The sequence below is a fragment of the Bacillus altaicus genome (assembly GCF_042136375.2).
In the GTDB taxonomy this organism is placed as follows: Bacteria; Bacillota; Bacilli; order Bacillales; family Bacillaceae_G; genus Bacillus_A; species Bacillus_A cereus_U.
The window spans coordinates 2,234,695-2,254,761 of the sequence record NZ_CM143394.1 but is presented as its reverse complement, the minus strand read 5'-3'; the positions used below and the strand labels follow the sequence as shown (position 1 = coordinate 2,254,761).

The window sequence follows — 20,067 nt, the reverse complement described above, 5'->3', positions numbered from 1 at the left end:
CATCATTTTTTCCTTCACTTTGTTAAATAGTTTTCTTTCTTTTTTGAATTTGCTACAATATAAATTACGCAGAGGGATGCATTTTTACAATTGAATACATACTTTAAAGAAGGTGACACGCTTGGAACAATCAGCACATGAAGTAGCAAATTGGCAATATTATTTTGCAATTGCCGTATTTTTAGTCACGTACGGTTTTATTATTTCTGAAAAATTGAATCGTGCTGTAATCGCACTATTCGGTGCTGCTATTATGATTATTTTTGGAATTGTAGATTTACATACTGCTTTCACATCACATATTCAATGGGAAACGATCACCCTTTTAATTGGGATGATGATTCTCGTACATATTACGAGTCAATCAGGCGTATTTGAATTTGTAGCCATTAAAGCAGCAAAAGCAGCTGGCGGAAAACCAATCCGCATTTTATTATTACTATCCCTATTAACCGCTGTCGGTTCTGCATTTTTGGACAACGTAACAACCGTATTATTAATCGTACCTGTTACACTATCCATTACACGTATTTTAAAAGTAAATCCTGTTCCTTATTTAATTTCAGAAGTACTATTTTCAAATATAGGCGGAACAGCAACACTAATCGGTGACCCGCCGAACATTATGATTGGATCGGCTAATAAGCATTTAGACTTTAATGCCTTTTTACTTAACTTAGCTCCAATTGTACTTATCATCGCTATCGTTACACTTGGCATTATTTACTTCATGTATCGTAACAAACTAAAAACAACAACTGAGCAAATTAAAATACTAATGGCATTAAATGAAAAAGATTATATTAAAGATCAAAGCCTCCTTTTAAAATCCATTACGATTTTAGGACTAACTATTTTAGGCTTTGTACTGCATTCTATTATTCATGTAGATGCTGCCGTTATTGCGATGACAGGTGCTACACTTCTCATGTTAATTGGCGTGAAAGAACATGAGATTGAAGATGTATTTGCCCACGTTGAATGGGTAACCATTTTCTTCTTCGCTGGACTATTCGTTCTCGTTGGCGGGTTAATTGATATCGGACTTATCTCTTCACTCGCAAAAGAAGTACTCGACGTAACAAATGGCGATATCGGTTTCGCTGCTATACTTATCTTATGGGTATCTGGCATCGCATCTGCAACAATTGACAACATCCCATTTGTTGCAACGATGATTCCACTTATTCAAGATTTAGCTACAGGTCTCGGACTATCTGTCGATTCCCCGCAAATTGAAGTACTATGGTGGGCATTATCACTTGGAGCTTGCTTAGGAGGAAACGGAACGTTAATCGGAGCATCAGCAAACGTAGTCGTTGCTGGCATTGCAAAACGTGAAGGACATGGATTCTCTTATATGGACTTCTTAAAAATCGGTTTCCCATTAACGATCATTGCGCTATTGTTATCACATGCTTACATTTATTTACGTTATTTAATGTAAAAGTTTTAGTGCGTGAAATTATATCGACGATTTTTAAAATATATCGATCGTTTCTTCGAATATATCAACGATTTTCTAAATATATCGACGATTCGACAACGAATATCGACTTACCGACAAATAACGACAGTAAAAAAAGTATGCAGCACTACGCCGCATACTTTTTTCATCACCAAAATATACCTATAATTGCTAATCCACCTAAAATCATACCACCAATTTGTCCGATGATTGTTGGTGATAATTGAACACCTTTTCTCACTTCAACAACTGGTCTTTCGTGCCTTAGTTGCTGCACTTCACTTTGAAGTTGATGTACACTTCCGTGTAGTTCTTTAATTAGTTCTTTTAATTCAGCGACCTCTTCGTTTACTGGCTTACTTTTTTCTAAGTTCATCTCGCATAACCCCTTATAAATTCAATCAGCGCACTGTAAAATTTCGTCAATTACCGCTATATCTCCTGCATACTACATATATAATATGGAATGTACTTTTAATCTTGCAGCTCTATCCATTCATCCCGCAATATCCCCATAATCATACGATCAAAAATCTTTCCATCTCTTTGAACTGCTTCTCTCATACATCCTTCCATCTGAAAACCCATCTTTTTATACAACGAAATGGCAGCTTTATTATAGGAAATAACATCGAGGCCAACGCGGTGTAAATTCATTTCATAGAAAGCATACTTTAGAATAAGATGTATTGCTTCTCTTCCATATCCTTTTCCTCTATCATTTGCATCGCCTATACCAATTGCTAATAAACCTGTTCTGTTATTCCACTCTATACCGTGAATTGCAACAAAACCAATTAAGCGATCATCTTGAACTGTTCTTAACATGAAAGAAACACTATTGGATCTCCGTCCCTTTAATAGCCCATCACTCGCTATCTCATGTAATGATTGCGGGAATGCCAAATCTGTATCTACATTTCTTAAATATTCACTATCCTCTTGCCACATAGCCATTACTTCAGCATCTGCTTCTCTAATAGCTGATAATTTAATAGTTTTATTTTGAAAAAGATTCATCGTCATTTCAAACTCCCCTTTTTTTAAAATAGCGGGGACAATTATTCTAGCCTAGTTATCCCCTTGTCCTTTGAACTGTTGTATAAACGGGATACTTACAATAAGCGCTGACATTGGCACATCTCCCTTGCATTAAATTAACTTCATTTTACATTTTTTTGTTTTTTTAAACAAATCAATTCTAGTTTTCTATTATTTAGAACTATAGTATACTTAATTATTCTTCAGATTATTCAATTAAAATAAGAACTTACAGAAGGTGAAACGATGTTTTATATAAAACAACTACTCTATTTCACTTACGAACAAGCATTATCTTGTTTGTTCCCAGTCATTATTTTTTTAACACTAGCCCTTTCAAAAATCATTTCTATCCCAGGGTTATATCGCTATGATTTCATACTCATTGTATGTCTTCTTATGCAATATATAATGTATAAAACGGGACTTGAAACGAAAGACGAACTAAAAGTAATTACTGTCTTCCACCTCATCGGCCTTTTACTAGAAATATATAAAGTACATTTCGGTTCATGGAGTTATCCTGAAGAGGCGTATTCAAAAGTTTTCGGAGTTCCGCTTTACAGCGGTTTTATGTATGCGAGTGTCGCAAGTTACATATGCCAAGCGTGGAGAAGATTGCATTTACAAATGCATCATTGGCCGAAAGCTATTTTTGCAATACCTCTAGGAGCAATGATTTACTTTAATTTTTTTACACATCATTTTCTATATGACTTTAGATGGGTATTAACTTTAATTTTATTCATTGTTTTCTTTCGCACATTTGTGGAATTTTCATTACGAGGCGTTACATATAAAATGCCGCTCGTACTCTCATTTTTCCTTATCGGATTCTTTATTTGGATTGCAGAAAACATCGCTACCTTCTTCGGAGCATGGCAATATCCAAATCAACGGGAAACATGGAGCCTCGTTCACTTAAGCAAAATTAGCTCATGGTTTTTACTCGTTGTTATTAGCATTATGATTGTTACACAACTCAAACATTTGAAGCAGTCGAAAAGATAATGCTGATTATGTAAAAACAGTTTAAAAACAGTTAGCCCATCACTCATTAGAGAGTGATGGGCCTTTTTTAATAATATTTTTTAAACCATCCTCATCAAAGGAGTTATAGATTACAAGAGCATAAGCAGTTGCACATTATGAACTAGTACTAGCAGAAGAGGTTGCTGCAGATGAAGCGGCAATCGTTGCTATCATAGCTGCCTGTTGTGCTTGTATGAGGACTTCTATCATTGTTTGTAAACCTGTGTTGGTAGCTTTACTTTCCTCACCTTTCTGACTTACGAACAGTTGAATAGCAATAAGAATATTCGTATCTGTATGCCAACGGAATAATTTCTCCCCCTGCAATTTTTCAATCAATGCTCGAATAGAATGAATATCTTTTTCTCCATCCTCAAGTAACGCTAGTAGCCCAATAGCTGGGTAATGCATCTGTTTCACTTTTACCTTTTCTTGCTTTAACAAATTCCATATGTTTGTGCATTTTGCAACTAATATTTCTTCACGGACATCCTTCTTTAGTGAAAGAATATGACTTAAAAATTGAAGATCATTCCCTTTACGCAAACCAGCTTTCGCTAGTTTCTGATAAAGACGTTCTACTCGGTCCATAAGTGTTTCTACATTCTCTGATTGTCCTGCTAGTAAAACCGCGAGCGGATAATCATTTGTACCTGTAAGAAAGAGATGATCCTTTTTCATGCGTTTATATACTTGTATCGAACGCTGAATGTGCGTACCTTGCTGTCCACGTTCTTCTGTTAAAAGCACAGCTGCTGCGAGATAAGTAAATATACTCCGGCTAAAGCCACCAGCGACCAATTGTTCATATAAATCTAAAAACCTCCGAAAAGCTTCCTTGTAATCTGTAAAGTGAATATCTAATGTTGCGGCCACCACAAAGCGATGATAAGACTTTAAGTATGAAAACATCCCTACCTGATTCTTAATATAACTACTAATTTCTAAAAAACGTCCGAGATCAAACAGTTTATCACTACCTGCATACATAGCAGCAATCATCATACCTGTTCGAGAATCACTTGTTTTCCATTTTAGTTCTCCCTTTAACTGTGCATATGTATGTGTGTATTGCTCCAACTTTTGTTCCAATGTAATCATAGTATTCCCCCATTTTCTAGTTCCTCTCTTTTATTATACGTATATTCCATATTTAGGAATACCCTATTTCATACAGATTTTGCAACCTTATACTTTCTTCTGTATTATTTTCAATATTTTTCTATTAAGTAATACAAAAAAAATAATAACTACCATAAAATTTAGGATGTTTCTTTATCCTAATTGGTTGGTTTTCTTTCCTTTTTCATCAACATCACGATGATTAGCGTTCATAATCCTTAATCCTTCAAGAAGTTCAACAACAAAAAAGGATAGATAATAAATTATCTATCCTTTTTTGTCTATATATTATTTAACATTACCAAAAACTACAGAGCCTTAATAATACGTTCCATCGCCTTCATTTGCCCAATATGGTCTGCTTCATGATAAAGCATCATACCGTAAAGCTCTCCAACTGTTTCCAACCCTAAAAATGGCTCTGGAAGTTTATTTTCAAATGCTTCTGCTGGAATTTCTTGAATGCGCTTCGCTTGTTCTTTTAATTGAACCGTTAACACTTCTAATGATGGCCCTTCTGTTTTCCATTTAGATGGTCTTGAACCATATCCAAACATACCTGGATATTCAGTTGGTAATTGTTTAAATTCTCTTCCAAACATGAAAGTTTCTGCCGCCGTTAACACGTGACCGATATGCCAGCGAATTGTATTGTTAAAGCCCTCCGGCTGCGTATCCGCAGTTTTGTCATCTAACGTTTCCATAAATTTAAGTAATGCCCCACGCGTTATTTCAAATTGTTTTAAACCAATTATTCTATTCATTTTATCGTCCCCTTTTTTATGTATAATTTATTATGAACTAAGGATGTTAAACTTATTAAAGTTTCACCTTGTTTAATCTATCAGAAACAATTAAGAAAAACATCTAATATGCTTAGTAAAAATAATAAAAAGGTTCACCCCTCGTAAATATAGAATTACTTACTACACAAATAGTTTAGTAAATAAAAGAGGAGTGTAATGGCATGTTACATGTTTTAAAACAACAATATGATCTTATTCGTTCTACAAGAGAAAATCTATTTACATTTTTAGAAGAAATTCCACGAGAAAAATTGCACAGCACAGTTCCTAATTTCGGAAGTGGCAGCATTTTAAAAAACCATATTCATGTAGCTGATTGCTACCGATACTGGCTTGGATCATTCGCATTCAAGCAAAAACGAGCAGATTTTTCATTCGCTAGTGATTATGAAATTGAGCATGCAGATGTCGAGAAAGTTCGTGCTAGATTTAAGTTAGTCGATGAGGTTGTAATGCGTTTTTTAGATGAATACAATGACCGTTGGCTCGAAAATATAGCAAATGAAGTGAAATGGCAAAAAGAACCTTGGAGCACAACTCCGCTATGGCTTTTAACTCATGCGGAAACACATGAATTCCATCATAAAGGTCAAATTGTATCAATGGCTCGTCACCTCGGATACACTCCTCCTGACACAGACCTTAGTTAGTTAATTACTGCAACTGAACTTAATAAAGTGAAACTGAACTTAATAAAGTGAAACTTTAATCAGTGGGGGCTTTGTTCGTCCTCCACTGATTATTAGCCTTCACCAATCGGGCGTTTACGGGCAGCCCGACTCCCATCTAACTTCTTTGCTCCAGCCAAATTTTAAGGTGGGAGTCTTACTGCCCACAAATAGCGGGATAAGCACAAAAAAGAAAGAGTACGTTTTGATTAATCTATTTCAAAACATGCTCTTTCTTTCCTTAAATAAGTTAATCGTTTATTATATTACTTCCTCACTTATAACACACGTTAATTAAAAGACTCCCTCGTTACATCAATGAATTGCTGCAGTGGCGCTGTCATCCATTTATCTTTATGCCAAGCAATTTGTGTATAGATCGGAGTGATTGTATTCTTTAAAACTAATTCCTTTATCGTTCCCTCTCGTATATCCTTTTCTACTACTATCGCAGGTAAAACCGCTATACCTAAATCTGCAATAACACATTGTTTAATTGCCTCTACACTAACAAACTCAATCTTATTTGCCGGATACACATCTTCTGTGCGAAATAGCTCTTCAAATAAAGTCCGATACGAGCAACCGAGTTCTGTTAGTAAAAGTGTTTCACTTTCTAAATCTTTTGTGGAAACGGAAGGTTGTTCAAGTAAACGATGTCCCGGAGCAGCTACTACTTTTAATTCTTCTTTCATAAGTGGCTCCACATGTAAAATATCTTCTTTTTTACATTCGTCTAAAATAAATACAAGGTCTACTTTCCCCTCCATCAATTGTTCCTTTGCATCTTTATTTGAATGTGCAGGTTTAAATATAAGCTTTATTTGAGGAAATTGTGCTTTAAACCTCTTTAATATGGAAGGGAGCCTGTATGTACATTGACTTTCTTGCGCACCAATTATTAACGTACCTGCTATTTCCTCATCATCTTTCACAGCCATTTTCGCTTCATTACTAAGCGCAATCATCTTATCGGCATATAGTTGAAACTTCTTTCCTGCTTCAGTTAAGAAAAGGCGTTTCCCTAATCTTTCAAATAACGGCGTACCGAGCTCAGCCTCTAACGTTTTAATTTGCGCTGTCACACTCGACTGAGCAAAATTTAATTTCTTCGCAGTTTGTGTAAAATTTAAGCTTTCTGCTGCTACTTTAAATGTAATTAATTGTTTTATCTCCATTTAACATCCCTCTTTTCAATCGGTATTTACGATTGATTTCATCGAAATAATCTTCTTTTTCTATTGATAGTTGTATTGTATGATAAAGAATATCTACAAACAATATAAATGGAGGTATTCCATATGAAAGCACTTTATTTCGAAACATTCGGAGACGCTGATGTACTACAATATAAAGAAATAGCTGATCCCATCATAAATCCAAATGAAATTCTCGTTCGTACGAAAGCAATTGGTTTAAATTTCGCTGATATTTATAGACGCCGCGGCGATTATCATCTCGCTGGCAATCCACCTTATATATTAGGTTATGAAGGGGCTGGTATTGTTGAAAAAGTAGGAACTGACGTTACTACTATCAATCCCGGAGACCGCATTGCATTTGCTGACGTTCCATTCTCAAATGCAGAATTAGTTGCTGTTCCATCAGAAAAAGCAATTCCACTTCCAGATTCTATTTCTTTTGAGATAGCCTCTTCAGTATTATTACAAGGACTAACAGCACATTATTTAACGAAAGATAGCTACCAAATAAAACAAGGTGATATAGCTTTAGTACATGCCGCAGCTGGTGGTGTTGGGCAACTTCTCGTTCAAATAATTAAACTACAGGGCGGAACAGTAATCGGTCTTACGTCATCAAAAGAAAAAGAAAAGGTAGCTACGTTAGCTGGTGCCGATCACGTATTTTTATATACTGACGCATGGCAGACGAAAGTACTTGAAATAACTAACGGTACTGGAGTAAATGTTGTATATGAATCAGTAGGTTCTACACTCGCGGAAAGTTTTAAAGCGACTAAAGTTGGTGGTACTGTCGTGTTTTACGGAATGGCCGGTGGTAATCCTGCGCCAGTTGATCCACGTATGCTTATGGATACTTCAAAAACTTTAACTGGCGGAGACCTTTGGAACGTTCTTACTACGTATGAAGAACGCAAACAACGCTCTACTCAATTATTTGATTGGATCACTACTGGAAAATTAAACATTGCGAGTCCTACTACATTCTCTTTACAAGATGGTGCCCGTGCCCATGAATTATTAGAGAGCAGAAAAAGTACAGGGAAGATTTTATTAATTCCATAATTAATCTAACTAAAAAAGGAAGCTAGATTTTCTAGCCTCCTTTTCTTATCTCTATTTGAGATTTAATTATATTTCCACACTTTCTTTCCCTTTTGCAACATAGCTCATATCCCCAACCGATTCGACTGTATATGTTCCATCTTGATATACAATCTTCGTCACACTTGCATTTTCCACTCCAAGTTTTGTTTTGGTACTGTCTAACATTTCTATTAAGGCAGTAATCAAAAGCCCATGAACGACAACTAAAACGTTGCCACCTCCATTTTTAGCAGCTTCTTCACTAATTTTATCAATCTCTGTTGTTATACGCGTAGAAAATAATTCCCAATCTTCCGCTTGTTTCGTAGGGTCTGCTGCTCTAATAAGATTAATCACTTCTTGAATAGAAAACTTCATGAGTTCTTCTGGTGATGCAACGCCCGCAGCTTTTCCAACTACATCCCACATATTTTCAAGTTTTTCACCTTCAAAAATACCAAAATTTAATTCTCGTAAATTTTTTCTTTTCTCAAGTTTCAATTTTGATTGCTCACTATGTTTTAATACTAAATTAGCAGTTTCAATCGCTCGACCACTATCACTACTATACACTTTAGTAAAATGAATATCTTTTAATCCCGTTCCTAAATTAGAGGCAACTTCCACGCCTTTTTCCACTAACGGCGAATCTGCCCAACCTTGCGCGCGATGATTCGCATTTAATATTGTTTTACCGTGTCTTGTAACATATAACGTAACTACATCCTCATTGCTATCTGTTTCTCGCGTCTTCATCATATTCTCTCCCTTTACATTTCTATATCAATCTTATCATCTCAATTATCCATCGCGCAAAATATACGTAAGTAGATCTGCTTACTAAAAAAACGCTATCTTTCTGTACATCCCTACAAAAAGATAGCATTTTTTATGATTACATTTCTTAATCGGTACTTTTATCCAGAAAAAGCACTCGAATACTGAACAACCCCTTCAACACCTTGAAGAGCATTCTCTCTAAGTTCCATCACCATAAACACTTCATCTGGTACTTCAAATGGTGCTTTTATATTCCACTCACTTGCTTTCTTAAATCCAAACTTTGGATAATACTCTTGATGCCCTAACACAACAACTGATCCGTATCCAAGTTCTTCCGCCTTTTCTAAAGCAGAAGCGATTAGTTTTCCGCCGATTCCTTTTTTCTGATGGCTTGGAGAAACTGATACTGGCGCAAGCGCTAATGAATCTACAGAAGCCCCATCTTGTTCTATTGTAATTTTCGATAACATAATGTGACCAACGATTTCCTCATCTACCGCAACAATTGATAACTCTGGAATAAATGCGTCACATTCTCTAATACGTTTTACAAGTTCATGTTCCTTTTTATCGCTAAATTCTTCATTTAAAAATGCTTGTTGTACAACTTCTTCTGTTTTTCTATAATCGTTTTTTTGTTCTTGTCTAATTGTTACCATTTTAACTTATCCTCTATTCTTTCTTATTTCTTTTTCAATTTTACGAAGCGCTTTTTTCGATCCGCGCTCTATATCGTGCTGCATTTTTCTTTCTTTATAATCGACAAATAGTGTATTTAAATCGTATCCATCTGGATATAATTCCTTTGCTGCCACGTCTAAAGTAATACGTTTTACATTCACTTCAGTGAATTCACCGTTATAATATACAACGACATTATAGAAATTATCTTTTTCCTTATATACGATTCCGAAATCGTTATGATCTAATAATTTCACACGGTCGCCAATCTTATATTCATAGTGATTTTCTCTTTTTTCTTGTACGAATTTCGGTTTTCTAATTTTACTTTCATTCACTTTTTCTAGGGCGTATTCTTTATTTCCCATATACGCTTTCGCTCTTTGCAGTACATGTTCTTTTACATTCATTTTATTTGCAATCCAAAGTGCATTGCTTTCACCTGATTTACCAATCACTAATTTATAAAGTGGCTCTAGTGTTTCACTATTAAATTGCATTGCTGCGTTCATAAAATCATCGTGCATTTCTGAAAAGCGTTTAATTTCACCGTAATGCGTACTCGCAATTGTAATACATCCCGCAAGGTAAAATTCTTCTAAAATAGATATCGCAAGCGCCGCACCTTCATTCGGTTCTGTACCGCTTCCTATTTCGTCAAATAACAGTAACGTATTATTATTTGACATCCTCATGATTTCAGAAAGATTTTTCATATGAGATGAAAATGTACTTAGTGCATTTTCGATACTTTGGTTATCACCAATGTCTACAAATATATTTTCGAAAATAGCAATTTCCGTTTCTTTATCTCCAGCGATGTGCAGGCCTGACATTGTCGCTAATGTTAACAATCCGATTGTTTTTAACACAATCGTTTTTCCGCCCGCATTCGGTCCTGTAATAATTAAACTACGGTATTCTTGACCGATTTCAAAGTTTAATGGCACTACTTTTCCAATTAAAAGCGGATGCTTACAATTTACTAAATGAATGTAGCCATGATCGTTTAATTTCGGCTCTATTCCATCGATTGATTTACTAAACTTCGCTTTCGCAAATACCATATCATATTGGCTAATTAGTTCCATATTAATTTTTATATGATAAATATTTTCTAATACCATTCCTGATAAAGTCGCTAAAATTTGATACTCTTCCATCGCTTCTTCTGCTTTCCAACTTGCGAGTTCCGTATTTAACTTTGTAACCGTATGCGGTTCTATAAATACAGTTGAACCTTTAGCGGAAGCTTCAACTATACTTCCCGCAACTTGATTTTTATAAGAAGATTTAATTGGAATCGTATACCTATCGTCCTTCTTACTAATAAAGAATTCCTGAATATATTTCTTATTTGCACTACTATTTAAAAACTTCGTTAAACGTTCTTTTATTTTTCCGTCTACAGAATCAATGTTATTTCGAATTCGTTTTAACTCTTTACTCGCAGCTGCATCAATACTATTACCTTTAATGGAAAAGTTGATTTCCTCTTCAATACTTTTATATTCAGTCATTGAATTTGCATAAGAAGCTAATACTGGCGCAAAAAATTCTTTATCCAGCATAAACTTTTTAATCTTTCTACATCCACGTAAAAAGTCTGAAACGCTCACTAACTCTGCTGGATCTAAAATCATCCCTTTTTCTAATTTTTGAATTGTACTAGCGATATTGGATATTCCGAAAAAAGGCACATGCCCTTCTGCATCTACTATAGCTCGTGCTTCTGTCGTTTCATTTAAGCGATTTCTCACTACTTTTATACTCGTATTCGGCTCTAATTTATTTAATAATTCCTTACCTAATCCACTTACACAATAAGATTTCACTATTTCCATTAATTCGTTATATTGTAACTTTTCAAAAGTCATCGTATTCATTTTGTTTCTCCTCACTATGATTGGTTTTTATCATCAATGAAGATACCTACTCATTAGATTCCAATGAGTTCTACATTATTCATTTTCCATTTTTATACATTAAAAATATATACAAAAAAGCTGCGGGGATACCGCAGCTTTTACATTTACAAGGCATGTGTAATAACATATGAGGAAATAAGCCATAAAAACAGATGGCAATCCCCTTATTACACGCTTTATAAAGTATTGTAGGTATCTTCATAGGTTTCGAAATAAATCCATGACAAAATTAGGGGTATGATGTACATAAAAATCCCCTGGTCTTATCCGATTTATTTCATTAAATTTTTCCTATTTAGTACCTACCGCACTCACAAAAAGCACCTCTCATTAATTTATATTTTAGTCATTGAAATCTAATTTATTGAAATCATCATACTATATGTGTTGCAAGAAGTAAAGGTGTCAGACTATTTCTTTTCACACCTTAGGAAGATCAATTTTTTCTGATAATGCTTTTTCACCTTGTAGACTGTAAAACTTTCATATAATCAGCCTTTTTCTCAAGGGTCTTTTTCGCATCTTCAGCCGTTAATATATAGTCTACCGCAATATTTTTTAATACATCCTTATTAACGTCTGGCAACTGAATCGTTATATCTTCCACGCTACTCTTACTATTTTCAATAGTTTTATTAAATTCCTGAATACTTCTAGCAGCCTCCGCTAATGTTTCCATATGTACAGGATTGTTTACATCTAAAACAGTATTACTTCTAAAAACTGCCGTATAATACTGCTTCAAATTTTTCTTCGCTATTTCTTTCTCAGCATTCTTATCAGAAACATTATCCCCAGTCTGCATTTGATCAAAAGTAAGTATAGTATTATTCCCTTTCTCTCCATAATATGTATTGAATCTTTCTTGTAAATCATTCGCTTCTTTTTTTATTTTATAGTTATCATTATTTACTTCTGGAGAGATTTGTCCATCGAAATAAAGTTGAAATTCCAAATACGGTTCATCGACTTGCTGCACAAAAGCTATCCGTCCCTTTGGACCAAGGAAATCCTTTCCATTATCCAGTGTTTCAACTTGGTTTAGTTTAACAGAAATACCATACTCCGATTTTGTATAACTTTGTGCTTTTTGTTCAATTTCTTCATTCGATATATCACATGATGTTAATAGGAATAAACTAAACATTATGATATATATCATTTTTGTTCTTTTCATCTTGCGTCTCCTTTTGCTACTACTGCCTATACAGAAATGTCCTTATGGATTTTAAATTACGATTTATATAAAGAACTTCTTCTAATAACCGCTACATCAAATTTTCTTCGCTGACTTGAATAATAAAAACTCATCATCTTGCTTTAGAAAGCCCTAATAACCACAAGTGTAAAAACACCCATTTGTTATCACTTTACACTTATAGTGTAATTTTACAATATAATCATTTTATCGTAAAGCAAATATAACATCTATTAAAATCACGTTAAAAACATACTAATATTTAGTTCTATAGCAATCACAGTACAGTTTTTATTGTATCCAACTTTAAAGTAATAACTTTAATTTCGTTGCGAAAAAATTAAATAAGCGCCTCCGCTATTGCGAATGTCATTTACTTATCCTAATACATTTAATAATTATGACAAGCAATCATAGGAGGTCACTATATGAGCAAAGAAAATATTATTTTACATGGAACTGCTCTTGAACCAAATTTAATTGGCCCCACACTCCCACCATTTACATTCCCAACCGGACCTACTGGTGTTACAGGACTTACTGGAATCGGAATAACTGGTCCTACCGGTGCTACAGGAATCGGAATAACTGGTCTCACTGGAGCAACCGGTTTAGGAATTCTCCCGGTATTTGGAACAATAACTTCTGAAGTAGGTATCGGTTTTTCAGCAGTAGTTAATACAAATGTTAATTTGACAATTCCAGGACCTGTTAGTGGAACTACTCTAACCCCAGTAGACAACTCCATTACAATTGATACCACTGGTGTGTACTCTGTATCCTTTTCAATTGTATTTGTGATACAAGCTATTTCGTCTAGTATATTAAACCTTACAATAAATGATTCCATTCAATTCGCCATTGAAACACGAGTTGGTGGTGGTTCTGGGGTAAGAACTACATCCGCTAGAACTGATCTATTACCTTTAAACCAAGGAGATGTCCTTCGAGTACGAATAAGAGAAGCCACGGGTGACATTATTTATTCCAATGCATCTCTTGTTGTTTCAAAAGTCGACTAGTTCATTTATTAAAATAAAGATTTAGGAATGATAACAATGTAAAAAGAAGAGGAAACTTATATTTCAGTCTACCTCTTCTTTTCATCACCAATTTACTGCTGAACATATATGGAAACTGAGCCTCCACTTACATGGAACTGCCCCCATCCGTCCTTATTAATTGTTACAGTATTTGTTTGATTACCCGTAATATCGTACCATACTTCCCCAGCGTTATTCTTTCCAACATCCATCCACTTTGATCCTCCTGGTCCGTCCGAGAGTAATGTCGCTAAACCAGAATTAGCATGTACACCATCCCCTTCTCTTGTCCAGCCAATCACATCTGGATGGTCTAAATAATCACGCTGCGTACCATATGCAAAGTTTTTTCGTGCCGTCAAAATTGGATCAATTTTATCTGTTAACGCTGGAATTTCATAACTACTATTTCCACTTGTCCCATAGTAATCACCATAGAAAACTGAAGGATAGCCCTCTGCACGAGTTAAAATAAATGCATATGCCAGCGGCTTAAACCACGGACTTACTACAGATTCCAATGACTGCCCAGGCTGAGAATCATGATTCTCAACGAGAGTAACTGCGAGTGCAGGGTGATTTTTCATTACTGTTCCATTTAAAATATTTCTCATATCATAATTCCCATTTCCTGTTGAAGCATAATGAAAATTGTAATGAAGCGGTGCATCAAACACAGATTGATTATAATTGACTTTCGCTAAATAATTGTTTAAAGCCTGAACATCATTTTGCCAATATTCAGCTACTGTAAACATTTCTTTCCCCGTTTGCTGTCTGGCATGATTTACCCAATCGCGTAAATATTCATGATCAATATGTTTAACAGCGTCCAAACGAAAGCCATCTAAATTTAATTCATTCGCATACCATGTTCCCCAATTTTTCATCTCATTCGCAACATCAGGATGATCAAAATCAAGATCTGCATACATCAAATAATCATAATTTCCATTTTCGCTAGACACTTCCCAATCCCACGCTTTATCTATACCCCTAAATTTATAAATTCGATTTAATTTCCTTCCTTCATCCCAATCCGTTCCGTCAAAATGATACCATTTCCATTTGAAATTAGAATAAGCATCTCCGCGCCCTGGAAAATTAAACCCCGTCCATGCACTAATTTGATAATCACCTGATACTTCAATATTTCGATTGTTACGGTCTACCTCAACAGCTGTTACGGTTTCAGTATAATCAGCCCCACCTTTATGATTCATAACTACATCACCGTATACGTCGATGTTTTGCTTATGTAAAGCGTCAATTGCAGATTTCAACTGTGCTTTTGTCCCATATTTCGTCCGCACCGTTCCTTTTTGATTGAACTCCCCCAAATCATATAAATCATAGGCCCCATACCCTACATCATTTTGCGAAGTCCCTTTATATGCAGGTGGTATCCATACAGATGTGATTCCTTTATGAGCTAAACTTTCAGCATCAGAACGCAAACGATTCCAATGATTCCCATCATTCGGAGCGTACCACTCAAAATACTGCATTAATGTTCCATTGTTCACTGTTGCTGCTTCTGCCTTGTTTCCCTCATATATATTAGGAAAAAGCAAAATAAACAATAAACAGACTACCGTAATCCTTTTCAACATATTTACACCATCCCCTTCAAGAAAACGTTTGCATAATTCGTTAAAGTTATTATAATATTCGTTCTACAGTTAGTAAAGTAACAATCTTTTAATCTCTCACATTATTTTTCAAAATATGAATTCAACTATTCCACAAGTACCCCACATAGTTTAAAATTCACATCGGATTCAAAATTGTATACAATTTATCTATAAAAGTATGACGGAGGGATTTCTATGACAGACTTTCAAAAACAATTTTTCGCACGATTAAATATAGAGAATAAAGAAATAGTTTCTTTTAAAGATTTACCTAACTTTATGTATGCAATGTCACAATCTGTCCCTTTTGAAAACTTAAATATTCTTGAAAACAACTTTAAAGAAATATCAAAAGAAAATCTAAAAGAAAAAATTTTAATAAACAACCGTGGTGGCCTTTGTTATGAACTCAATCCGGCTATGTATTACTTCCTTAAAGACTCTAAATTCGATGTCCATCTCGTTTCAGGAACAGTTTATAACGCTGCAAATTCTATATGGGCTGTAGATTCAGGACATATCGCAACTGTTTTACAACATCATAATGAACTTTACTTAATTGAAGTAGGTTTCGGATCATATTTACCCCTTTCCCCTGTTCCTTTCTCAGGTGAGATCGTTCATTCTGTAACAGGCGACTATCGTATTCGTAAAGAAACGACTGAAAAAGGTAATTATATTTTAGAAATGCGTAAAAACAATGCGTTTCTAGATCAATCTCCTACTGATGATTGGACAGTAGGTTATGCATTTTACTTGGAAGAAGTGGATGAAACGAAAGCAAATGCAGCACAAAAAATTATTGTTGAACATGAAGGTTCACCATTTAACAAAGTACCTCTTGTTGTAAAACTTACTCATGACGGGCACGCATCATTAACAAAAGATAGCCTTACAGTAACGAAAGATAGAAATAAAACAAAAGAAACAATTACAAAAGAACAATATACAAACCTTCTTCATTCAACGTTCGGCATTACATTATAACTTTTAAAGCCTTGCCATTTCCGGCAAAGCTTTTTATTTTCCAGCAGGGATTTTTTGCAATTTGTTGTATTTCATAGTTATATAGGAACATAACTACATATTTAGAAAGGAAATGATTATGACAGAACTTAAAGATCGACTACAAGTAGCTGATAAAGAAAAATGGGATTTAACGGACATTTACCATACAATTGAAGATTGGGAAAGCGACTTTCATAAAATTGAAGTATTAACGAATGAACTACACGGGTTTAATGGAAATATTCACGATGGCAATAGTTTATTAGCTTATTTAACAAAGAGTGAAGAAATATCTAGCATAATATCTTTAATGTTCGCTTATGCAAGACTACAATCTGATCTTGATACACGCGATACTGACGCTCAATCCCTTGTCGATAAAGTATCACAATTACACGTGAAAGTAAGTGCAGCTAAATCTTTCTTTTCCCCATTCTTACTTAGCGTAGATGAAAACACATTACATTCTTACATAGAAGAAGCAGAAGGCTTACAATATTATAAAGAAGACTTATTCGAATTATATCGTTATAAAAAACACGTTTTGAATAAAGACCAAGAAGAGATTTTATCACAAATGGGTGAAGCACTCTCCTCCCCGCAGCATACATTTGGCATGTTAAATAATGCAGATATAATTTTTGGTGAAGTGACTACTGATAATGGAGAAAAAGTAAGCTTAACACGCGGAATGTATGCAAAGTTAATAGAAGATGAGAATCGTGAAAAACGTAAAGAAGCTTATAAAGCTTATTACAAGCCATATGTTCAGTTAAAAAACTCTATCGCTTCTACTTTATCGGCAGCTATTAAAAATAATGTTACTGTTTCAAAGCTAAGAAAATATCCATCAGCTTTAGAAAAATCATTATTTGGCGATATGGTTCCGAAAGAAGTATATGAAAATTTAATCGAGACAACGAAAAAAAATATTCAATCATTACATACGTATAATGAACTTAGAAAAGAAAAGTTAGCTGTAGATGAACTAAGACAATACGACTTGAGTGTTGATTTAGTAAAAGGTGTAAAACAAGACATTCCATACAACGAAGCGTTTGATATAATGATCGCGTCACTAGCTCCTTTAGGTGAAGAATATATCGACACATTAAAAACCTTTAAAGATAAACGCTATATAGACGTGAGAGAAACACCAGGAAAACGTTCTGGTGCTTATAACTTTGGTGTATACGGTGTTCATCCTTTCATTCTTTTAAATCATCACGATGATTTAAATAGCCTTTTCACTCTTACTCATGAATGTGGTCACGGAATGCATACGCATTACTCACACGGATACCAGCCAAGAATTTCTGCACACTATACTATCTTTGTTGCAGAAGTCGCTTCTACAGTAAATGAAGTGTTATTAATTCACTATTTATTAAAAGAAGCAAAAGAAACGAACGTACGTAATCATTTAATTAACTACTTTATCGATAGCTTTAAAGGTACTTTCTTTACACAAATCATGTTTGCAGAATTTGAAAAAATCACACATGAAATGGCCGAACAAGGTAAACCATTAAATGCCAAAGTCTTTAGTGAAATTTACGAAAACTTATTTAGAGAATATAATGGTGACTCCCTCGTATTTGACGAAGAAGTAAAATATGGCTGGTCTAGAATCCCTCATTTCTACCGTCCATTTTACGTATACAAATACGCAACTGGATTCGCTTCTGCCATTCAAATCGCCGATAAATTATTAAGTGGTGATCCAAATGCTCAGAAAAACTATATTGAATTCCTTAAAGGCGGAAGTTCTGACTATCCATTAAACCTACTGAAAAAAGCTGGCATTGATTTAACTACACCAGAACCGATTGAAAGTGCATTAAATCGTTTTAATGCACTTGTTGAAGAGTTTTCAGCATTGTAGAAAAAAAGAATGCAGATTTATAAAATGTACCCTATAGAATAGACACTGAAAAAAAGTCTATTCTATAGGGTATTTCTTGTATAATGAGAGAAAATTGGGATCGGAGAAAGTTCAAAATGACAAAAAAGCTATTTACAGAAAGAGACATTCAAATTCTATCAAATAACCCCTACATAAAATCTGTAAGTCAGAAAGGTATCACTTATACAGATGAATTTAAGCGTATTTTTATTGAGGAAAATGAGAAAGGAAAACTACCTCGAAATATTTTTGAAGAATGTGGTTTTGATATAGATATGATTGGAATGAAACGAATTATGTCATCAGGAAGTAGGTGGCGTGCTGCTTACAGAAAAAATGGTGTATTTGGTTTGCGAGATACACGCACCCAAAACGCGGGAAGAACTCTTGAGAGAGAGCTTACGTTAGAAGAGAAGTATGCTCGTTTAGAAGCCGAACGGAACTTACTAAAGGCAGAAAATGAATTGTTAAAAAAATGAAACTTATGGAAGGGAGGATGAGAAGGAAATAACGTTATCACCTAGTCAGAAATATATCCTGATTCGTTCTGTCATCATAAAATATAACTTAAGAAATATGGTGAGTTATTTGTGTAAAGTAGCTGGTGTATCCCGTTCGGGATACTATAATTATTTTTCCATTTCATCTCAAGAACAACGGAAACAAAAGAACAATCAAGATGAAATCGTGAAAAAAATCATATTAAAAGCACTTCGATTTAGAAATCGAAAGAAAGGGGCTCGTCAAATAAAAATGACATTGGTGGGTCATTTTCAAGTTGTCTACAATTTAAAGCGTATCCGTAGAATCATGAAAAAATATGAGATTATCTGTCCGATTCGGAAAGCAAATCCTTATAAAAGAATGCTGAAAGCTTCAAAAGAACATCGAGTAGTGCCGAATCAATTAAATCGAGAATTTAAACAAAACACCCCAGGAAAACGCTTCTTACAGATATCACTTATTTAGTTTACGGTAAGAATAAAAGAGCTTATTTATCTACAATTTTAGATGGCTCAACCAATGAAATTTTAGCTTACCATGTTTCAGAACAGATGACATTAGACCTCGTAACAACAACTCTTCATAAACTAAAACGGAATAAGAGGATTCGATTGACTGAAGGTGCATATATTCATTCAGATCAAGGAGCCCACTACACAAGCCCTACCTACCAAAAATTAGTCAAAAAGCTAAAGCTCGGACAATCTATGTCAAGAAGAGGGAACTGTTGGGATAACGCTCCACAAGAATCATTTTTTGGTCATCTGAAAGATGAAGCACATATAAAACCTTGCGAGTCTTTTACTGAGTTGAAACAAGAGATTAAGAAATATATGACGTACTATAATCACTATAGATATCAATGGAATTTAAAAAAGATGACTCCTGTTGGATACAGAAATCATCTTCTTGATGTTGCCTAACTTTTTTAAAAATGTCCTTTACAAAGGGTACAGA

The 20,067-nt window shown here is 34.6% G+C and carries 16 protein-coding genes and 2 pseudogenes; 8 read left to right on the top strand and 10 right to left on the bottom strand.

The annotated features are described in order from the left end of the window. Window positions 1-121: 121 nt before the first annotated feature. Window positions 122-1,447, top strand: coding sequence for an ArsB/NhaD family transporter (locus ACE38F_RS11765; protein ID WP_375370517.1), 1,326 nt, complete (start codon window positions 122-124; stop codon window positions 1,445-1,447). Window positions 1,448-1,616: 169 nt separating this feature from the next. Here ACE38F_RS11765 and ACE38F_RS11760 read toward each other — a convergent pair whose 3' ends face one another. Together ACE38F_RS11760 and ACE38F_RS11755 are read right to left on the bottom strand one after the other, a co-directional pair. Then, window positions 1,617-1,844: a coiled-coil domain-containing protein gene (locus ACE38F_RS11760; RefSeq protein WP_002033458.1), complete on the bottom strand. Its 228-nt coding sequence runs from the start codon at window positions 1,842-1,844 to the stop codon at window positions 1,617-1,619. Between the two features lie 98 nt (window positions 1,845-1,942). Further along, on the bottom strand, window positions 1,943-2,494 hold the full coding sequence (locus ACE38F_RS11755; RefSeq protein ID WP_375370518.1) for a GNAT family N-acetyltransferase: 552 nt from the start codon (window positions 2,492-2,494) through the stop codon (window positions 1,943-1,945). A 261-nt stretch (window positions 2,495-2,755) separates the two neighbouring features. On the opposite strand from ACE38F_RS11755, the gene ACE38F_RS11750 reads away from it, so the two are divergent. Then, on the top strand, window positions 2,756-3,520 hold the full coding sequence (locus ACE38F_RS11750) for a DUF817 domain-containing protein (RefSeq protein WP_375370519.1): 765 nt from the start codon (window positions 2,756-2,758) through the stop codon (window positions 3,518-3,520). A gap of 135 nt (window positions 3,521-3,655) precedes the next feature. Here the strand turns inward: ACE38F_RS11750 and ACE38F_RS11745 are convergent. Continuing rightward, window positions 3,656-4,692: pseudogene (locus ACE38F_RS11745) on the bottom strand (DUF4003 domain-containing protein). A gap of 279 nt (window positions 4,693-4,971) precedes the next feature. Beyond that, window positions 4,972-5,427: a DinB family protein gene (locus ACE38F_RS11740; protein WP_328009760.1), complete on the bottom strand. Its 456-nt coding sequence runs from the start codon at window positions 5,425-5,427 to the stop codon at window positions 4,972-4,974. 203 nt (window positions 5,428-5,630) lie between these two features. On the opposite strand from ACE38F_RS11740, the gene ACE38F_RS11735 reads away from it, so the two are divergent. Then, complete coding sequence (locus tag ACE38F_RS11735) at window positions 5,631-6,119, top strand: DinB family protein (protein ID WP_375370520.1); 489 nt, start codon at window positions 5,631-5,633, stop codon at window positions 6,117-6,119. Between the two features lie 308 nt (window positions 6,120-6,427). On the opposite strand, the gene ACE38F_RS11730 is transcribed toward ACE38F_RS11735, so the two are convergent. Continuing rightward, window positions 6,428-7,315, bottom strand: coding sequence for a LysR family transcriptional regulator (locus tag ACE38F_RS11730; protein ID WP_375370521.1), 888 nt, complete (start codon window positions 7,313-7,315; stop codon window positions 6,428-6,430). Between the two features lie 123 nt (window positions 7,316-7,438). On the opposite strand from ACE38F_RS11730, the gene ACE38F_RS11725 reads away from it, so the two are divergent. Then, complete coding sequence (locus ACE38F_RS11725) at window positions 7,439-8,404, top strand: quinone oxidoreductase family protein (RefSeq protein WP_375370522.1); 966 nt, start codon at window positions 7,439-7,441, stop codon at window positions 8,402-8,404. A gap of 66 nt (window positions 8,405-8,470) precedes the next feature. On the opposite strand, the gene ACE38F_RS11720 is transcribed toward ACE38F_RS11725, so the two are convergent. From ACE38F_RS11720 to ACE38F_RS11705, 4 genes are all read right to left on the bottom strand, one after another. Beyond that, entirely contained in the window at window positions 8,471-9,181 is a 711-nt protein-coding gene (locus tag ACE38F_RS11720; protein WP_375370523.1) for a histidine phosphatase family protein, read from the bottom strand. 161 nt (window positions 9,182-9,342) lie between these two features. After that, the gene (locus tag ACE38F_RS11715) at window positions 9,343-9,867 is read right to left on the bottom strand and encodes a GNAT family N-acetyltransferase (protein ID WP_375370524.1); all 525 of its coding nucleotides are present in this window, start codon (window positions 9,865-9,867) and stop codon (window positions 9,343-9,345) included. Window positions 9,868-9,873: 6 nt separating this feature from the next. Continuing rightward, on the bottom strand, window positions 9,874-11,775 hold the full coding sequence (locus ACE38F_RS11710; RefSeq protein ID WP_375370525.1) for an endonuclease MutS2: 1,902 nt from the start codon (window positions 11,773-11,775) through the stop codon (window positions 9,874-9,876). Window positions 11,776-12,277: 502 nt separating this feature from the next. Next, complete coding sequence (locus ACE38F_RS11705; RefSeq protein WP_375370526.1) at window positions 12,278-12,994, bottom strand: hypothetical protein; 717 nt, start codon at window positions 12,992-12,994, stop codon at window positions 12,278-12,280. Between the two features lie 449 nt (window positions 12,995-13,443). On the opposite strand from ACE38F_RS11705, the gene betA reads away from it, so the two are divergent. After that, window positions 13,444-14,037 carry a collagen-like exosporium glycoprotein BetA gene (gene betA / locus ACE38F_RS11700; RefSeq protein WP_375370527.1) on the top strand — a complete coding sequence of 198 codons (594 nt, stop codon included), beginning with the start codon at window positions 13,444-13,446 and terminating at the stop codon, window positions 14,035-14,037. A 92-nt stretch (window positions 14,038-14,129) separates the two neighbouring features. Here betA and amyS read toward each other — a convergent pair whose 3' ends face one another. Beyond that, window positions 14,130-15,671 (bottom strand): alpha-amylase, encoded by a 1,542-nt coding sequence (gene amyS / locus ACE38F_RS11695; RefSeq protein WP_375370528.1) that lies wholly within the window; start codon window positions 15,669-15,671, stop codon window positions 14,130-14,132. 216 nt (window positions 15,672-15,887) lie between these two features. On the opposite strand from amyS, the gene ACE38F_RS11690 reads away from it, so the two are divergent. The 3 genes and pseudogenes from ACE38F_RS11690 (at window position 15,888) to ACE38F_RS11680 (ending at window position 20,033) form a co-directional block, all read left to right on the top strand. Then, a complete protein-coding gene (locus ACE38F_RS11690) occupies window positions 15,888-16,679 on the top strand; it encodes an arylamine N-acetyltransferase family protein (protein ID WP_375370529.1) in 792 nt (263 codons plus the stop codon). A 118-nt stretch (window positions 16,680-16,797) separates the two neighbouring features. Further along, entirely contained in the window at window positions 16,798-18,585 is a 1,788-nt protein-coding gene (pepF, locus tag ACE38F_RS11685) for an oligoendopeptidase F (RefSeq protein ID WP_375370530.1), read from the top strand. A 116-nt stretch (window positions 18,586-18,701) separates the two neighbouring features. Further along, window positions 18,702-20,033 (top strand): annotated as a pseudogene (locus ACE38F_RS11680) (IS3 family transposase). Window positions 20,034-20,067 lie beyond the last annotated feature (34 nt).